The following is an 18451-nucleotide window of genomic DNA, read 5'->3' on the forward strand; positions in this document are numbered from 1 at the left end:
ATTAGCCATTGACCCTGCCGATTGTGTTCAGCTGCTCAAGTGAGCGATCATATGCACCGACTACCTTCTGATTTGCCTCGTAGCTCCGCACTACTGTCATCATGTCTGTCATCGTTTGGCCAAGGTCGACATTGGATTGTTCAATGAAGCCCTGGTTCAGCGAAAAGCCTGGATTATTACCGCCATCGATTACCTGCAAGGGCGCATCTGCCAGGAACACACTGCCGCCAAAGCGGCGAAGTTCATTTGGATTATTTGCAACAGCAACACCAACTTGTCCCCCATCCGTGGTTAGCTCAGGACGCCCGGGATAAAGAGTGATCTGGCCATCGGGGTTAATTCGGATATCTTCTTTCGTAAGACCTGCATTCAGCCGAATCGGCTGGCCATCAGATCCGAGAATTCTATAACCTTCCGATGTGACAAGCTGACCGTTTGCATCGACGTCCCACTTGCCATTCCGTGTATATCCAACCGTTCCATCGGATAGCTGGACAGTGAAAAAGGCAGCAGGTTTAACCTGCCGGCCGTTAACCGTTCCGACAGGCAATGATTGATCATTAATTGCCACATCAAGCGGCAAGCCAGTTTCCACAAGTGAACCTTGCAAAAAGCTTGGCACCCGCTCCTGGGCATAAACACCGTTGGAAAGCTCGCCAATCAAAGCTGGCTGGCCAGGAATTTTAATCCCTGTAGCACCGGCTTGGATTTGTTCATAATCACGGATCCTGGAAATTAGCATATTTGGAAATGAACGAAGAGTGGCATCGTCTTTCTTGAAGCCTGGTGTCTGGGCATTTGCCAGGTTATTGGACAGTGCTTCCTGCTTCCGCTCCATCGCGAACATCCCTGATGCTGCCGAGTACAATCCTCTTATCATCTTTCTCCCCCTTTCTTTTACGTGTATAAGTTAACTAATATCCCTTTTATTTCACCGATTCGCTCCAAAATAGAAAGCTGGTCATGCTGCTGATTAAGAATTTGGTCGGTTAACTCCACCATTTTCTTATCGATCACTTGGACAGTCTTCAAGACTTTGTTTCCGCCGTATAAATCCCAGCTTTCTGTCTGGTAGAGGCCGACGCCGTTTTTTGTAACATCATCCATGAATCGCTTGACAAGGTTTTTGTATTTATTGAGTTCTTGAAACGTTGGGTTTTCACTCAGTTTTTGCCCCTGGCTGTCGATATCCTGCAGAAGCTGATGAAGGTGTTCCTTTGTCAGTTCCTTTGAATATGTGTTGAAAATTGATTGAAAGGCTGGGGATTGGACTGCGCCGCGTTCTTGTGTAGGAAAGCGTTGCTCACCAAAGTTTAATCGTATTGAGTCCTGTACTTTCACACGCGTGTCCCCTTTCTTAGAAAAGCGCAAGCGCCTTGGTCAGCGCCGTATGGACTGGAGGGCCTCGAAGGAGATAAAGGAAACACGATAAGCGTAAGCGAATCGATGTTGACTTATCGTAACGAGGGGACCGAAGTACACTAGGCGCTAGGCGCTGGAGCTAGACAGTTCTCTAGTAAAATATACTTTTTATCTTTTTAAAAAGGACCCTCTAGCAGGGTCCTTGTAAAATGTAGACTTGCTCAGTAAGGTTCGTCCTGCTTAACCGATCACTTTACGGATTGATTCCATAACGCGGTCAGCCTGGAACGGCTTAACAACGAAATCCTTTGCGCCAGCCTGGATAGCTTCCAATACCATTGGCTGCTGACCCATAGCCGAGCACATAATAATGCTGGCCTGCGGGTTTAACGCCCTGATTTGTTTCACTGCCGTAATACCGTCCATTTCCGGCATCGTGATGTCCATAGTTACAACATCAGGATTCAGTTCCTGAAATTTTTCGATAGCGTCTGCTCCATTGACAGCTTCGCCAACAACTTCAAGTCCATTTTTAGTTAGTATATCTTTCAGCATCATGCGCATAAACGCGGCATCATCAACGATTAATACCCTTGCCATAATCTTCTTCCTCCTATTGTCTATCGGTGTTTAATTAGTCATTTTGCTTATACGGTCAATAGGGCTGACAATATCCGTAATCCGGACACCGAAGTTTTCCTCAATGACAACAACTTCTCCTTTTGCGATCAGCTTGTTGTTTGCCAGTATGTCAACAGGTTCTCCTGCCAATTTATCAAGCTGAATGACAGAACCTGGTCCAAGTTCAAGAATTTTTTTAATCGGCATTTGCGTACGGCCCAACTCTACGGTAATAGCCAATGGGATATCGTACAGTAAATCAATATTAGCTTTGCTTGCGTGTCCAACCGAATGTTCAGCAAATGTCGCATATTCCACTCTTTGGACATTCGTATTAGGTGGAACCATTGCAGCAGGTGCTGGTTCTGGCTGCATGACCGGAGCAACAGGCGCCGTATTCATGATTGGCTGAATCTGAGGCTGCACTTGCTGCTGAACCGTAGCCGGTTCAGGCACAGGAGCTTCCCCCGGATTAAGCAGCTTATGAATCATTTCTTTTCCGACTGATAGCGGTATGAATTGAACCATATTGGAATCTATTAAACTGCCAACCTTCAGTTTGAAGGACACCTCAATAATAATTTCCTCATTTAAATCCTCGACCTTCTTTGGAGGGACTCCAAGTACATCAACCGTCGGTGGTGAAATATCCACCTTTTGATTAAAGAGGGTAGACATCGATGTAGCAGCTGACCCCATCATCTGGTTCATTGCTTCCTGGACTGCACTAAGATGCAGTTCTGAAAGATTTCCTTCAGCAGGAATGCCTTCGCCGCCCATCATCAAATCAGCTATGATTTTGGCATCTTTTTCTTTAATCATGAGCAGATTCTTGCCTCGAATGCCGGAAGTATAGTCAACATGGACTGCTACCTGGTTTTCTTTGATCGACTCTTCCATCCGCTCCCACTCAATCACCGCAAGAGTAGGGGTTGTAATTTCAACCCTTTGATTCAGGAGTGTCGAGAGGGCAGTCGTTGAACTTCCAAGTGAGATATTACCGAGTTCACCTAGGGCATCTTGCTCCAAAGGGCTTAGGAAATCCTTTATGGACAAAACTGTAGTGGAATCAATTTGATTAAATAACGCATTAATTTCTTCTTGAGATAATGAACCTTCACCCATTAATTCATTCATCTCCTTCCATTGTAACTGCATGATCGATTTGGACCGCATAGCGCCCTTTTTGGACACCCGGGTTTCCAAGATATCTTGTTGATTGGCCGACTTTTACAAGCAGCTTACCTGCGTCAATGCCGATTACATCTCCAATTTGCAGATTCATTAAATCAGAAACGGATAATGTCGCCTTGCCAACTTCGGCAATGACCGGAACATTGACTGTGTTTAAGTTCTGGACAATTTTATCCTGCTGTGGAGGATTTTTTCTCGTTGTCATTGATGAATACAGCTGTTGTGTCGACAGTTTCGGAAGAATAGGCTCGACAATTAAATGCGGAATGCATAATGTCAATCTTCCGGTAACCTCACCAATGGTCGCACGCAGTGCAACGATAATCACGGTGTCATTCTGGGATGCAATTTGAATGAATTGAGGATTGGATTCGATTGCTTCCCAATGAACCTCTACATTCTCAATACCTTTCCAAACATCCTGGTACATCTCTGCTACTTTGACGAAAATTTTCTTGATGAGCACTGTTTCAATCTCAGTCAAAGCTTCACTTCGGGCAGAGGAAACCCCTACCCCTCCCATCAACCGTTCCAGCATTGCAGTGGCAATCTGGGGATTTGTTTCAATCACCATTTTTCCATCCATCGGTTTCACGTCGTAAAGATTCAAAATCGTCTTGGACGGAATAGATGCAATGAATTCCTGGTAGTTTACCTGGTCGACGAGATCAATTTCAATTTGGACAAATGTCCTTAACTGAGCTGAAAGATAGGAAGTGAACATCCTCGTGAAATTTTCATGAATGCGCATAATGCTGCGAAGCTGATCCTTCGAGTATCGCATCGCACGTTTGAAATCATATACTTTCACTTTATCTTTTGGTTCGTTTATATCGGAGGCTTGAAAATCTCCGCTGTGCAGAGCTGATAACAGGGCATCTATTTCCTGTTGAGATAAAACATCTGCCAAATGCCTTCCCCCTAACTCTTCCCTGAGTTATATAACCATTCATGGCCTCTTATCATAAAAGGGAGAACGGTTAACGCTTAAGGTTGATAATTTCTTCAAGGATGGAGTCTGATGTTGTGATTGTCCTGGCGTTTGCCTGGAATCCACGCTGAGCAACAATCAGCTCAGTAAATTCTTCGGTCAGATCAACATTCGACATCTCAAGGATACCCGAATTGATTTGTCCGCCTCGGTTGTCTTCAATTCTGCCTGCGAAGACATCACCGGAGTTTCCTGTTTCTTCAAATAATGTGCTGCCAACTTTGCTAAGGCCCCCTGGATTAGGTACAACTGCAGTCGCAAGCGAAATATTTTCGCCGGCGCGAGTATCGTCATTATTCATATAATAGTTCGTACCGTCATAGGCAAGCTTGCCGCTTTGGCCATTTTTATCAACAACGTTAATATAGCCATAGGCATCAATTGAAAAAGACGTATAATCTGCGCTTGATAGCTTAATGTCAACCAGGCCTGTATCAGTTGTACCTTTTACAAAAAAGCCGTTGGAATTGACAAGATTTCCACTTGCATCAACCGTGAAGTTGCCTGCTTTTGTCAAATACGGTGTTGCATTCGCGCCAGCCTCTGACGTGACAACGAAAAATGCATCTCCATCAATGGCAAGGTCTGTCCCTACATTCGTAGTCATTGGGCTTCCAGGTGTGTGGAGGGTATCAATCGATGAAATCCTTGTACCTAGACCGACTTGCTTAGGGTTTATTCCGCCTGTTTGATTATTTGGACCAGTGGCACCAGCAATATTTTGGCTGATAATATCCTGGAACATGACACGGCCTTTTTTAAATCCGACAGTATTTACGTTTGCGATGTTATTACCGATTACATCCAGTTTTGTTTGAAACCCTTTCATCCCTGAAACACCGGAGTATAGAGACTTTAACATTCATTTCCCTCCTAAATTCTTGGTTTTATTTCACTTCTTTAATTTCTGTAACATACTCCAAAGGAATTTTTTGCTCGCCAACAAGATAATAATAATTTCCATCAATTGTGGAAATCCCTTTTACAGTACCACTGGCAGTAGCTCCGGATGAATCCGTCACCCAAGTAATCTCTTTTCCAATAACCGAAGCATGCTGGCTGATTTGCAAATTGGCAAACTGTTCAAAGGACTGGTTCAGGTTGGTCATCTGCTCCAGAGAACTGAATGTCGCCATTTGCGCGATAAAATCGCGGTCCTGAAGCGGATTGGATGGATCCTGATTCGATAGCTGGGTAGTTAATATTTTCAGAAAGTCGTCTTTCCCCAGTTTGCTTTTTTCCTCAAAAGGGGTGGCGTTCCGAAAAATTGAGGCCGTATTTGCAGCGTTGCTGACATTGACCCAATTGCTCATAAGTGAGTCTCTCCTTTTATGCGGTGAAATCAATACTAGAAACCGATCTCTTTGAGTTACTTCCATATGTATAAGAAGTTATCTCTTTCTCAATATCTGCTTCTTCGAGTGTGATTGATTTAGTACGTTTGCCGGATGGATGCTCTTGTGACTGAAAGGCCTTCTGTTCCTGGGGAGAATTGAATCCCCCTTGTGTAAAAGAAAAGCCCTGTGCGGTTGAGTCTGAAGCAAGTACAGGCTGCTGGACCACATCGACCTTATTCACGACAATCCCTTGCTGCTGTAATGCTTGTTTCAAACTGGACAACTGCCCCTCAAGTACATCCCGGGCAGCTAAAGTTTCCGTTATAATTTCAGCGGTTACCTGTCCATCCTGAAGCATAACCTGGATTTGAACCTTGCCAAGATGCTCGGGAGAAAGTAAAAATCGGGCAACGGTTTTGTCAGGAAGTCCATTGACATTTGCCGTAATTTGACCAAGGATCCGGGTTGCTTCCGGAACAAATGATTGAACATGCACTGTTTTAGGAGGAGCGGTTGGCTCACTCCAGCTTCCATTGCTTTGTACGTTTATCGCTCCTGAAGGGAATAAGGAAGGATTGGCCGTACCTTGAATTCCTTCTTCTTTTATTTGCAATGGCTTGGTTGCTCCGCTTGAAGCGGATAAGAACAATTGATTTTTATCTAGATCCAGAGGCAATTTTGCGTCGGTTGGTTTGTATTCCGGAGACTGTGGTTCGGAAATGGAAGGCTTCCGCGAATCTTGAGCATCTTTAACCAGCTTGTCCTGTCTTGCCTGTAAACCGGCAATTAGAGGCTCGATAGCTTCCGCCAATTCTGTTAATACTCCTGTATTAGCTGCTGGGCCGGATTCAAGGAGGCTTACTGCTTTTTGAAGCAGGTCACGAATGCCTGGTATCTCATAAATCTCCTGAATCGAACTTAAATCAAGCTGTCCTTTTACTGCTTCAATTTTTCCAGCAAGCTGCATAACTCCAGAGTTTGTTGAATCGGAAGGATCGCCTTGAGCGTTTTCACCTGAAGCGGAAGCAGTCAGCACGTTCTGAAGCTCTTTGAACAACCCAAGCAATCCCGCTAACAGTGCTGCAACTTCTTCTTCTTTTTCCTCGGAAGGGATGACCCCTGTTTCTTCAGTGGAAGATTCCACTGTTAAAAGTGAGTCCTGCCCATCTTCATTTACATTAACCTGGAACATTTGTAAAATCTGGTCAAATGAAGTAAGAGTATCAGGTTGCTTAAGCGACTTCTTTATTGGAGATTCCCAATTGTTTGTTTGATTGTTTTTGATAGTTACTTGAAGGTTATTCAAATAAAAACCCCCTGCAAAACGGTTAAAGTTTACGTTTAACCCTTATTATACCTGACCTTCCAAAGATAGTCATGACATTTTTTGATATAATCAAAGTTTTTGATACTATTGGACTATTTTGATGCGTAAATTAAACTCTTTCCCTCTTTTGGAAAAAGAAAGAATTCAACTTAATCAGTCCATAGTGTTCAGGCTCAGGAATGCTATCCCTGCTTCCAACAACAAGAATCCCGCCTGGACACATGGCACTACTTAATCTCGACAGAAGATAATGGTTTGCCTCCTCTGTCAAATACATTATGACATTGCGGCAAAGAATAAGATCAAATCCGGATTCTAACCGGCCATGCAGCAGGTTCTGACGTTCAAAGCTGACTGCTTTTTTCATGTCCTTGTGCACTGAATAATGAGTTCCGAATTTCCTCAAATACTTCAGCTTTAGTCCTGATGGCAGGCTTCCCAGGGCTTTCTCTCGGTATAAACCTTGTTTGGCCTTCGTTAAGAGACTATCGTTTAGGTCCGAGGCGACAATGGAATAAGTCTCTATATCCATCTCTTCAAGAATCATTGCCAGGGTATATGCTTCCTCCCCCGTAGAGCAACCTGCACTCCAACAGTTCAGGCTTGCTCTCTTTTGCAAAAGCCCGGGAAGTGCAGAGTGATGCAAGTACTCCCACACTTCCGGGTTTCGATAGAATTCCGTTATATGGGCGGTTATTTGGCCGGTAATCTCTTGAACAAATCCAGAATTGAAAAGAAGAGAATCCGAGTCACCTATGGAATGAAAGCTGCCTTTATGATAAAGCAGCGCCAGCCGCTTTCGAATTTGTTCTTGTTTATAGTTGCCCAAATCTATTCCGGTTTGGAGTGTAAATTGTTGTGTGAAATCAACATATTCAAGGTCGGTCATCTTATCCACCTATTCGTAAGGTATTGTCACTTTCATCTGCTTCAATCCAATTAAACTATTAATAAATAAAGACGATATAGAATAATGAGATGTTTGCCCTTATAGCAGATAGAAAGTGTGTGTGTGGCACCTTTCTGTATGGGTGTTCTTCCTTGAACATGCCTATTCAAAATACTGGTAAAATCATCTCTTCCTTTTACAAAATACGAGATTGGCTACCTCATCGTCAATAACTTCTTTAATATTGTCGAAAACTTTTTGATTTTGTTTGATTGCTTGTTGTTGATTTTTTTTGATTCTATTAAAATAGTTTTATAACTAAGTCCGTACGAAAAGGAGAAAGTGATGTCTAGTATTATCGGAATTTTAATAGCTCTTGTTGCAATTGGAGTAGGGATGGTTTTAAAAGGGGCTTCGCTTTCAGCGTTGAATAACCCGGCGGCCTTCCTGATTATCTTTGGCGGGACGCTAGCGACTCTTTTAATTGCCTTCCCCTTTCGTGAAGCAAAAAAGTTTCCTGTCCTTCTAAAAATCGCGCTTTTCGAGCCCAAGCTCCCTTCCAAGTCAGAGCAAATTTCTAACATTATTAACTGTGCCGAAATTGCTAAAAGAGAAGGAATCCTTGCATTGGAGGAAGTATCAACAGATACACAGGATCCGTTTTTTAAAAAGGGCCTTGAATTGTTGATAGATGGCTACAATTATGATTTTATTGAAGAATTATTGCACGAAGAACTAGAGGAAATTGATAAGAGGCATAAAACAGGGGCGCTTATGTTCACACAGATAGGTTCCTACGCTCCATCTCTAGGGGTTCTTGGAGCGGTTGTCGGATTGGTCGCTTCACTTGGCAATCTTAATGATGTGGATAAGCTTGGCCATTCAATCGCTGCTGCTTTCATTGCCACCTTGCTGGGGATTTTTTGCGGGTATGTATTATGGAATCCGATTGCAAATAAATTAAAGCGAATTTCAAAACAGGAACAGGAATTAAAGTTTGTTACCATTCAAGGTATCCTGGGAATATGCAACGGACTCACCCCAAGTGCTCTTGAAAAAAAGCTTTCTGTGTATGTAACACCAAAGGAACGCCTCAAGTATGAAAGTAAAAATGGAGCAAAAGACGATGAGCAGCAGACGGCGTAGGCGACCTGAAGAACACGAGGAGCATGTTGATGAGTCCTGGCTGCTTCCGTATGCTGATATCCTGACCCTGTTACTCGCACTTTTTATTGTCCTGTTTGCTTCGAGTAGTATCAATATATCAAAATATGAAGCGATTATGAATTCCTTCAAGACCGAATTTACCGGAACCAATGTCGATAGCAGCAAACAGGGATTATCGACAGAGCCGCCCGAAACACCTACTGATCACGCACAGGAGGAAGAACCTCCAAAAGAAGAACAACCTCCTGATGAAGGTGAAACCGAGGATCCGGAGCTTGACGAATTAAAAAGAAGAATGGAATCGTATATTAAAAATAACGACCTTGATGCGGTTGTCACCCTGTCCGAATCAAAACGCGGGGTTGAAATTACGCTGAAAGACGTTATCTTGTTCGATCCTGGACAGGCGATTCTAAAAGAACACTCTTTTAAAACGCTCAATGCGATTATCGGACTTCTGAAAGCTTTGCCAAATCCAATAAGTATCGAGGGCCACACAGACAACGTCCCAATCGGGAACGCGCCATACCGCTCGAATTGGGAGCTCTCTTCCGCCAGGGCAAGCAGCGTCCTTCATTACTTTGCTTCAAAAAATATTCAAGAGAGCAGGCTTCAATTTACTGGTTATGGTGAATTCAAGCCATTAGTTCCTAACAATACTGTAGATAACCGCCAATCAAACCGGCGAGTTAACATCGTAATCTTGCGAAATTCAGAAGCTAACAATCAGACCAATTAAAAATGAGGGTGTCCCAAAAGAAAATGGGATACCCTTTCCTATTTGTTGAATTGACTAATTACTCCAAATGGAAGTTTTTATTATTCATGTGGATCCAAAACAGCTAGTAAGATAGAATTCGGTATTAATTGTAGCGGAAGGCGCGAAGACTCCTACGGGAGAAAAGGTCAGTGGGAGACCCCACAGGCGCTCGCGCCGAGGAGGCTCCCAGGCCGCCCGTGGAAAGCGAAGCGCCTGAAGCGGAAATTACTATAGTAGCCTAAGATTAAAAATATCAATAAAAAAACTGTCCCATAAGAGTCGTTTTTCAACAACCCTTTGAGACAGCCCAATTTTTTTTATGATTTCCCACTAACAGTCGAATAGATCAGCTGTGGGATTTTTGTTAACGATGCCTGTTTTTCTACAGCACCGATATTAAAGGCTGCCATTGGCATTCCATATACAACGGAAGATGCTTCATCTTGCCCAATGGTTCTGGCTCCCTTTCTTCTCATCGCAAGCAATCCTTTCGCCCCATCATAGCCCATTCCTGTTAAGATCAGTCCTAATGCATCCTTGCCTGCCTCTTTGGCGACTGAGTCAAATAATACATCTACAGATGGGCAATGGCCGTTGACTCTTTCCCCCTGGCTGCATACTACTTTGTAGCTTGAACCAGCTTTTTTGATTTTCATATGCATTTCCCCCGGTGCGATGAGAATCTTTCCGGGTTCAACGATATCACCAGTTTGGGCCTCCTTAACGGTAAAACCTGTGGCCTGGTTCAGCCGCTCGGCAAACATCCGCGAAAAAACTGGTGGTATGTGCTGGACAATAACAATTCCAGGCATGCCTGCCGTTGGTAAGGCAGAAATGATTTTTGTCAGGGCATCGGTACCGCCTGTCGAAGCGCCAATGGCAATCAATTTGATTTTGGATTTAGTTACTTTCGTTTGATCGATGACTGGACTTAAGATGGTTGTTTCTTCTGCTTTTGCACCACGAACAGCTTTCTTTACCTTTTGAACCATCTCTATAATGAATTTTTTCACATCTTCGGCCGAATTTGTATTAGGCTTCGGAATAAACTCGACAGCGCCTGCATTTAGCGCGTCATTCTCAGTATAATTAGCCGAGCTGATCAGCAATACAGGCATCGGATACTGAGGCAGCAGTCTACGGACAAAATCGAGTCCATTCATTTTCGGCATTTCAATATCGCAAATCATTACATCGGGTTCATATTTTAAAATATAATCGCGCGCTTCAAGAGGATCCCCTGCTTTGGCAATCACTTGAATCATAGGGTCTGATTCAATCCCCCGGGAGATTATCTCCCTGAATAAAGGCGAGTCATCGACAACCAGCACTTTTATTTTCTTATGCGTAAGCATTGAACCACCCTTATTCTTTTCTATATACAGAAGGCATGACATACTTGAATTGGCAGGCCTCCCTATCAATCGTTTCTGATTGGCCGATAAATAAATAGCCTCCTGGCTCCAAAAGATTATAAAACTTATTAACCAATTCCATTTTTGTGTCATGATCGAAGTAAATCATCACATTGCGGCAAAATATCACATGGAACCTCTTTTTAAAAGGGAAGGTCCTCTCCATCAGATTGAATCGCCTGAAAATGACCTCGTTTTTAATTCGGGCTGCAATCTCTGAATACCCTTCACCTTTGGCTTTAAAATACAGCTGTCTCCAAATCTTTGGCATGGCCGCGAGCCCTGTATTCGGATATACTCCCTTTGCCGCTGTTTCCAGTACTTTCGGCGAAAGGTCTGTTGCAAGAATTTTTGCATCCCAATACATCTTTTGAGTTCCAAAAAATTCATCCAGCACCATTGCAAGCATATAGGGCTCTTCCCCTGTTGAACAGCCGGCACTCCAAATTCTTAAATCCCGGTTATGAACCGTTTGGGATAAATACGGCAATACATTGTTCTGAAGAAAACGAAAATGCTCCATTTCCCTCATAAAATAGGTATGATTCGTTGTGATTTTCTCCACAAGTGTAGAGGCCGCACGGTCCGTCTTATCTTCAAGAACATAACGGAAGTAATCAGTATAGTTATCAAAATTGAGCTGCTGGAGAACTTGAAACAATCGTCCCTCAATAATGACCTTCTTTTCTCCCTTTAGGTTTATTCCATAGTTTGCTTTAATAAAGTCGGATAGCTGTTTAAATTCTTTGTCTGTTATACTGATCATCTTTTCACCCGCTTAAAGAAAGAGAGAGTCATAGACCCTCTCCCTCAATTTTGCCTTTAATACTTTCCAAATTCATTATCACTTAACACAATTCTTTTTTGGCCAGAAGCGGCCACCTCGGACAGCGAGCTTTCGATTTCTTGCCTTTGCTGCTGGTTCAATTGTTCCAGCATGCTAAGGACTTCCGGGTTTAATCCGCTCAATCCGCTTAAAGAAGAAGAAGAGTACTGCGTGCTTCTTAGCTTGAATTGGGCAACCTTGCTCTTCAGAATGCTAGCCTGGCTTGATAATTCTTCACTTGCTGCAGCAGTTTGTTCTGATGTTGCAGAGTTGGCCTGTACCACTTGGGATACTTGCATAATCCCCTGGTTAATTTGGCTAATCCCAACAGCTTGTTCGCTGGATGCAGTCGCAATATCTTTTACTAAATCAGCAACTTTTGCGACATCTTCAACAATTTTTTCTAATGCAGTGGCGGTTTCATTGGCAATTTTAGTTCCGCCGCCTACCTTTTTGATAGAACCTTCAATTAGTTCAGTTGTTTCCTTTGCGGCATTTGCTGAACGGGCGGCAAGATTACGTACTTCCTCAGCAACAACCGCGAAGCCTTTGCCATGCTGGCCGGCCCTGGCGGCTTCAACGGCAGCGTTCAATGCTAGAATATTCGTTTGGAAAGCAATTTCATCAATGACTTTAATAATTTTTGATATATTCTCTGATGCAAGATTAATATCATCCATTGCTTTGAGCATTGCGTTCATCTGGCCATTTCCATGAACCGCATTTTCCTTGGCAACCTCGGCCAGTTTATTAGCCTCAACCGCATAATCAGCGTTCTGCCTTGTTTGCGATGAAATTTCTTCAACCGTAGCAGATAGTTCTTCAATGGAGCTTGCCTGTTCCGTAGCGCCCTGGGAAAGGGTAACACTTGTCTCAGACGCCTGTTTGGAACCGACCGCCACCTGTTCAGTCGCATGCTTGATTTCATTCATAACTTCATTCAAATTGGCAACCGCCTCGCGAAAAGCATTCCCAACCTGGCCAATTTCGTCTTTACCTTCGATTTGAACTTCAAAGTCCAAATCGCCGTTTGCAATCTGGCGGGCATTATCGACAATCATTTGAAGTGGCACTCTAATTGTTTTCGCCATGAAAACGCCCATTCCGATAGCTGCTAATGTTGCGATTGAAAGAACAATAATGACAACAGTAACCGTTTCGCTTGTAAGCTTTGTCAATTCCTCTGACTTAGCCGCACCATGTTCCCTCTTTTGGTCAAACAATTTATTAATATACAGTTCAGCCTCTACTGCTGGCGGCACTCCATCGGATTGGAGCATAGCAAGCGCCTCGGCATCCTTATTGGCATAAGCCAGTGCAATAATTTGTTCCCTTGCCGAGAAATATTTATCGATGGAATTGTTCAGCATATTGAAGGTCTCGCGTACTTCGTCGGTACGGATAGTTTTTTCAAACGCTTTACTTTCTTCAAAAAGCTCATCAGCCAATATTTCTAGCTTCGCATTATATTCGTCCATTTTGTCAACATCATTGGCAATGATTAAGTCACGCAGGATAGCCCGGGAATTTTGGAAATTGATTCCGACCTTGCCAATGTCTCCAACAGCTACGCCATAATCCTCGTAAAGCTTTTTGTAATCCCGGTCGATTTGCCTCATATTAATAATCTGATAGACACCTATTGCTGCTGTGAAAATAGCAACAGATAAAAAGCCAAAGAGAAGTTTTTTGCCTATTTTCATATTGATATACCATTTCATCATGGTTCAATTAACCCCCTGCTTAAATATGTCCTATCTGTTCTGCTATGTCTTCATGCAGCAACGTATCACAGTTTAAAAGCAATTTAACATCATCGCCAACCTTGCCAATGCCTTTCACATACCGATTTACACCCTGGCTAATATCTGGAGGCAGTACAATATTTTCAGGGGAAATTGTCAATACCTCTGAAACACTGTCCACTATCAGACCGACAGAAACCTCATGAACTTCGATAACAATGATACACGTCCTGTCGTTATACTCTTTCGGTTGCTTTTTAAATCGCACCCGGACATCCATAACAGGGATTATTTTTCCGCGGAGATTGATAATTCCCCGAATATATTCCGGCATTTCCGGTACCTCAGTAATTTGCTGAATACCGATAATCTCGATGACATGGCGAATATCAATTCCGTAAAATTCATTTTCAAGATTGAATGTTAAAAATTTATCCGCCAGGCTGTCTTCAAATTCTTCCTCTATGATCTGAGCCATCTCACCTGCTCCTTTCTAGTAATCTGTTAGCTTGATAACCCTGTAACATCCAAGATCAAGCTGATGCTACCATCACCCAAAAGCGTACAGCCGGTTATCCCTTTTACATTTCCTATTCTCTTTAAATAAGCCGGCAGGGATTTTACGACAACCTGTTGCTGGCCAAGGAGCTCATCGGCAAAAATGCACACTTGTCTTGAATTATGGTCTGCCATGATGAGGATGCCTTCTTCCAAATTGGTTATATCCGTTTGTATGCTGAGCTTTTTGTGAAGACGGATGATTGGGTAGCATTGCCCCCTGACCATGATCATTTCATTTCCATCCGGATCAGTAATGACATTCCTTTTATCAGGGCGGAATGATTCCTTTATTGAAGTAGTAGGCAATGTAAACCTTGAGTTGCCGGTTTTTAAATTCATACCATCGATAATTGCCAATGTCAGTGGAATCCGGATGATTATGGTCGTTCCTTTCCCCCACTGGCTCTCGATAGAAACAGTGCCACCGACAGACCCAATGTTCTTCATAACAACATCCATCCCAACACCGCGACCGCTAAACTCCGTGACTTTATCCTTTGTAGAGAACCCTGGCAGGAAGATAAGATTATAGATTTCACTGTCTGTCATTTCTGATTCATTTTTATAGAGGATTCCATTTTCCCTGGCCCTCTTAAGAAGTTTTTGCTTATTAAGCCCGCGTCCATCATCCTTGACCAGAATGACAACCTCGTTTCCGGCATTCTTCGCTTCAAGAATTAATGTCCCAGCTAATGGTTTTCCAGCCGCGATCCGGTCCTCAACTGGCTCCAATCCATGATCAATCGAATTGCGAACAATGTGCATTAATGGATCTGAGATATGTTCAATAATGTTCTTATCGACTTCGGTGTCTTCACCAATAAGCTGCAAATGAACCTCTTTCCCTAGCTTTTTACTCATATCCCGTACAATCCGGTTCATTTTTTTGAACGTGTTTGCGAGCGGAAGCATTCGGATCGACATTACCTTGTCTTGAATATCATCGATGATTTTTTTCAAATGCCTGGATGCTTTAGTAAATTGGTCAAGCTCAAGCCCTTGCAGGTCTGGATTTTGGGTAACCATTGCCTCAGCAATAACAAGCTCCCCGACAATGTCCATCAGCTCGTCCAATTTCACAACATTTACACTAATAAAACTTGATTGGCTGGAGGTTTGTTTAGTTGCCGTTGGTCCTGCTAGTTTCGTTTCGGTGGTTTCTGTGATTTCCTGAACATTCTGCTCAGAAACAAATTCGGAAACTTCCTTCTCGATTTGCCTAAATTCAAAAGACTCCACATAGGTGACAAAGTTAAAGATGTTTTCGACTTCATCAAACGCCTTTTCAGTATTGATAAAAATTTTGAAGCCATGATCGCGAATATGAGTGGCAGTATCAAAATTCGTTTCCAAATCGCTAGGTTCAAAGCGGAGATCCTCGATATCCTCCTTAAAACGCTGTATGATTTGAAACGCCCGGACACTTTCCATACCGCCACAATCCTCAAGGCGGACAGTTGCTTCATATTGATTCATCCCAGAGGCATCCGGTAGTGGCGATGCTTGTTCTTGAGCATTTTGCACAACTTCCGCTTCTTTCCCGGCTTTACCTGAAATCCTGTAGGTCATGATGCTCAAATATTTCTTTGCTTGTTCGATTAATAAGCTGGAATCCCCATCAACAGGGTCTCTGTTTTTGATTTTTTCCAGCTCGACTTTGATAAAATCGACTCCTTCAAGCATAAGATCTGTAAGCTTCGAGTAATCATCGAGCCTCATTGTATCCTGGCGCAGCAAAGAAAACAGATCCTCCAAAACATGTGCCAATGTCGCGATATTATGATAGGCCATCATGCTTGAAGATCCTTTTATCGTATGCATGATCCGGAAAATATCATTTACCATTTCAGGTGAATAAACACCTGCCTGGTCACAGCTCAAAATGACTGTTTCAAGCTGTTCAACCATTTGCGATAATTCAAAAATATAAACCTCTAAAATCGCATCATCTACTACCTGACCTGACATATTCTCCTCCCTCGTTTCTATCAGTTACCATATCCATTTGAGTTGTAAGGCGGCATGAATCAAAAAGTTTTTGTTTCATCCGCCTTTTGTAAGTTTAGTAGAATTGTTGACCTCAAACGGAAAAATGTCACAGATTAAGTTAAGTTGTGTATTGTTCCAAAGCACTTTTCTCAAGCAACCCAGGGATCAGGTCATACGGTACTGGTTTGCTAAAAATGAAGCCTTGCAGATTATAACAGCCATGGTTTTCCAGAAAGGAAATTTGGCTCTCCAATTCAACGCCTTCAGCAATAATTCCCAAACCAAGACTATTAGCCATCGCAATGATAGTTCTAATAATTGTTTCCTGGCCAGAATTATTATCAATACTTTGTACATACGACTTATCAATTTTCATCAGATTGATAGGGAGCCTTTGCAAGTAATATAAAGAGGAATAGCCTTTTCCAAAATCATCAAGGAATACTTTGACTCCCAGCTCCTCGAGAACCTTGAGCTTGACGACAATGTCCTCAATATCCTTCATCATGACACTCTCAGTAATTTCTACTTTAAGCAGAGTAGGATTAAAATTTGTTTCCTCAAGGACCCCTTCAACAAATGAGACAAAATTACCGCCTTCAAACTGCTTGGTGGAAACATTCACTGAAACATACGTATCAGGATGACCTCCCTTATGCAGCTCTTTAAACTGCATGCACGCCGTCCGAAGCACCCACTCTCCTATTGGGATAATAAGCCCCGATTCTTCTGCTATAGGAATGAATTCAGCAGGCGAGATGAATCCGTGCTTTGGGTGAATCCAGCGCAGCAGGGCCTCAAATCCGATAATTTTCTTGGAGCGAATATCGACCACAGGCTGATAGTATATAGTCAATTCATTTTCCTTCAAGGCCTGTCTTAAATCCTGTTCCAATTCGAGCCTTCTTGATAGATTGATTGACATGCTCGACTGGTAATATTGATACGAACTATTGCCGTTTTCCTTCGCATGATACATTGCCTGGTCAGCTTGTTTAATTAAGCTGTGCGGGTCTTCAGTATCATCTGGATAAATACTTATTCCCAGGCTAGTTGTGATAACGTACTCCCGATCTGCAAGCCGCAGCGGTTCGGTTACTGTATCAATTAGCCTTTTGGCCACTATGTCTAATTGTTTCACATCCGTGAAGCCATCCAGCAGAATCGCAAACTCGTCCCCGCCTTGACGGGAAATGATATCGGTAGAGCGCAAGCATTTCCTCAGCCGGGCGGCGATAATTTGCAGTAATTCATCTCCTGCATGATGGCCAAGTGTATCGTTGATTAATTTAAAATGGTCTAGATCGAGATAAAAGATCGCCAGTTTCGATTTCTTGCTATAAGCATCGTCAACAGCACTCTGCACCATTTTTTCAAACATGCTCCGATTAGGCAGCTCGGTCAGAAGGTCATGGTTTGCCAGGAACTTTAAATCTTCTTCCACCTTGCGCCGGTCGCTAATATCGGTAATGACACTTTCAAATTTAGTCAATATCCCAGATTCATCAAAAATTGGTGTCGTCTGTTCCTTGACCCATTTGACTGTACCCTTAACATCTTTAATCCGATATTCCATTTCTGCCCGTTTGCCATTATGTATATTGATAAGGCCAGTTCGGACTATATCAATATCATCCGGATGGACGGCTTCTTTCCAAAAAAAAGAAGGCTTTTGAAGCAAGTCCTCCGGCATACGCCCATATAGCTTATAGCAGCCTGGAGAAATATCCAGGATATATCCACGGTTGACATCCGTGGTAACAACGCAAATATCGAGATTATTGAACAAATTTTCGAGCTGGTTTTTTGATAAATCCAACTCTCTCTGAATCGTATTTCTTTCGGTTAAATCTTTCGTCATCCCCGCAATACCGATGATTTGCTGACCGATAAAAATAGGCACTGTTGTAATACTTAAATCAATCAAAGCCCCGGATTTATGATAAATGGAAACTTCAAAGCTTTTCTTTTTTCCGCCTAATAGTTCAATAAAGGTTTCGGTCACCGTATCACTATACTTCTCATGAACGATGGAAGTGAGGGATAACTGCAGTAATTCCTCTCTTGTATAACCCGTCAAGTGTATGGCCATTTCATTGACCAGCACAAATTTGCCATTTGTGTTCAATGCAAAAATGACGTTTGGATTATACTTGTAAAAAGATTTATAAATCTCTAAAAGCGAGGATGATTGATTTATATTTTGTACCATAAATTATGTAACCTCACTTCAACCCAAATTGAAATTACCCTCGGATAATTCCATA

General features: G+C 42.7%; 17 protein-coding genes. 2 read left to right on the forward strand and 15 right to left on the reverse strand.

What is annotated here, in order from left to right; translation table 11 throughout:
* Position 1: 1 nt before the first annotated feature.
* The 9 genes from TY16_RS04130 to TY16_RS04170 all read right to left on the reverse strand — a co-directional run bounded on the left by TY16_RS04130 (position 2) and on the right by TY16_RS04170 (position 7721).
* Positions 2–880 carry a flagellar hook-basal body protein gene (locus TY16_RS04130; RefSeq protein WP_043930498.1) on the reverse strand — a complete coding sequence of 293 codons (879 nt, stop codon included), beginning with the start codon at positions 878–880 and terminating at the stop codon, positions 2–4.
* Between the two features lie 17 nt (positions 881–897).
* Complete coding sequence (locus TY16_RS04135; protein WP_052342590.1) at positions 898–1341, reverse strand: YaaR family protein; 444 nt, start codon at positions 1339–1341, stop codon at positions 898–900.
* A 261-nt stretch (positions 1342–1602) separates the two neighbouring features.
* Positions 1603–1965 (reverse strand): response regulator, encoded by a 363-nt coding sequence (locus TY16_RS04140; RefSeq protein ID WP_155922137.1) that lies wholly within the window; start codon positions 1963–1965, stop codon positions 1603–1605.
* A 27-nt stretch (positions 1966–1992) separates the two neighbouring features.
* Positions 1993–3108, reverse strand: a complete 1116-nt coding sequence (fliY, locus tag TY16_RS04145; RefSeq protein ID WP_043930500.1) for a flagellar motor switch phosphatase FliY — start codon at positions 3106–3108, stop codon at positions 1993–1995.
* A gap of 4 nt (positions 3109–3112) precedes the next feature.
* Positions 3113–4087, reverse strand: coding sequence for a flagellar motor switch protein FliM (gene fliM / locus TY16_RS04150; protein ID WP_043930502.1), 975 nt, complete (start codon positions 4085–4087; stop codon positions 3113–3115).
* A gap of 70 nt (positions 4088–4157) precedes the next feature.
* A complete protein-coding gene (locus tag TY16_RS04155) occupies positions 4158–5030 on the reverse strand; it encodes a flagellar hook-basal body complex protein (RefSeq protein WP_043930503.1) in 873 nt (290 codons plus the stop codon).
* Between the two features lie 25 nt (positions 5031–5055).
* A complete protein-coding gene (gene flgD, locus TY16_RS04160) occupies positions 5056–5481 on the reverse strand; it encodes a flagellar hook assembly protein FlgD (protein ID WP_052342591.1) in 426 nt (141 codons plus the stop codon).
* Between the two features lie 16 nt (positions 5482–5497).
* A complete protein-coding gene (locus TY16_RS04165; protein WP_043930504.1) occupies positions 5498–6811 on the reverse strand; it encodes a flagellar hook-length control protein FliK in 1314 nt (437 codons plus the stop codon).
* A 130-nt stretch (positions 6812–6941) separates the two neighbouring features.
* Entirely contained in the window at positions 6942–7721 is a 780-nt protein-coding gene (locus TY16_RS04170) for a CheR family methyltransferase (RefSeq protein ID WP_043930505.1), read from the reverse strand.
* A gap of 345 nt (positions 7722–8066) precedes the next feature.
* Here TY16_RS04170 and TY16_RS04175 point away from each other — a divergent pair, with 345 nt between their 5' ends.
* Both TY16_RS04175 and TY16_RS04180 read left to right on the forward strand, forming a co-directional pair.
* Positions 8067–8867: a MotA/TolQ/ExbB proton channel family protein gene (locus TY16_RS04175; protein WP_043930507.1), complete on the forward strand. Its 801-nt coding sequence runs from the start codon at positions 8067–8069 to the stop codon at positions 8865–8867.
* Positions 8848–9627, forward strand: coding sequence for a flagellar motor protein MotB (locus TY16_RS04180; protein ID WP_043930508.1), 780 nt, complete (start codon positions 8848–8850; stop codon positions 9625–9627). Before TY16_RS04175 ends, TY16_RS04180 begins: the two co-directional genes overlap by 20 nt.
* A 338-nt stretch (positions 9628–9965) precedes the next feature.
* Here TY16_RS04180 and TY16_RS04185 read toward each other — a convergent pair whose 3' ends face one another.
* The 6 genes from TY16_RS04185 to TY16_RS04210 form a co-directional block, all read right to left on the reverse strand.
* Positions 9966–11003, reverse strand: coding sequence for a protein-glutamate methylesterase/protein-glutamine glutaminase (locus tag TY16_RS04185; RefSeq protein ID WP_043934496.1), 1038 nt, complete (start codon positions 11001–11003; stop codon positions 9966–9968).
* Positions 11004–11013: 10 nt separating this feature from the next.
* Positions 11014–11829, reverse strand: a complete 816-nt coding sequence (locus TY16_RS04190) for a CheR family methyltransferase (RefSeq protein ID WP_043930509.1) — start codon at positions 11827–11829, stop codon at positions 11014–11016.
* Between the two features lie 56 nt (positions 11830–11885).
* The gene (locus tag TY16_RS04195) at positions 11886–13613 is read right to left on the reverse strand and encodes a methyl-accepting chemotaxis protein (protein WP_197028356.1); all 1728 of its coding nucleotides are present in this window, start codon (positions 13611–13613) and stop codon (positions 11886–11888) included.
* Between the two features lie 19 nt (positions 13614–13632).
* On the reverse strand, positions 13633–14112 hold the full coding sequence (locus TY16_RS04200; RefSeq protein WP_043930511.1) for a chemotaxis protein CheW: 480 nt from the start codon (positions 14110–14112) through the stop codon (positions 13633–13635).
* Between the two features lie 26 nt (positions 14113–14138).
* Positions 14139–16163 carry a chemotaxis protein CheA gene (locus TY16_RS04205; protein WP_043930513.1) on the reverse strand — a complete coding sequence of 675 codons (2025 nt, stop codon included), beginning with the start codon at positions 16161–16163 and terminating at the stop codon, positions 14139–14141.
* Positions 16164–16302: 139 nt separating this feature from the next.
* Complete coding sequence (locus tag TY16_RS04210; protein ID WP_043930514.1) at positions 16303–18396, reverse strand: sensor domain-containing protein; 2094 nt, start codon at positions 18394–18396, stop codon at positions 16303–16305.
* Between the last annotated feature and the right edge of the window lie 55 nt (positions 18397–18451).

This window comes from Bacillus sp. EB01, assembly GCF_000613125.1.
GTDB lineage: Bacteria > Bacillota > Bacilli > Bacillales > Cytobacillaceae > Bacillus_D.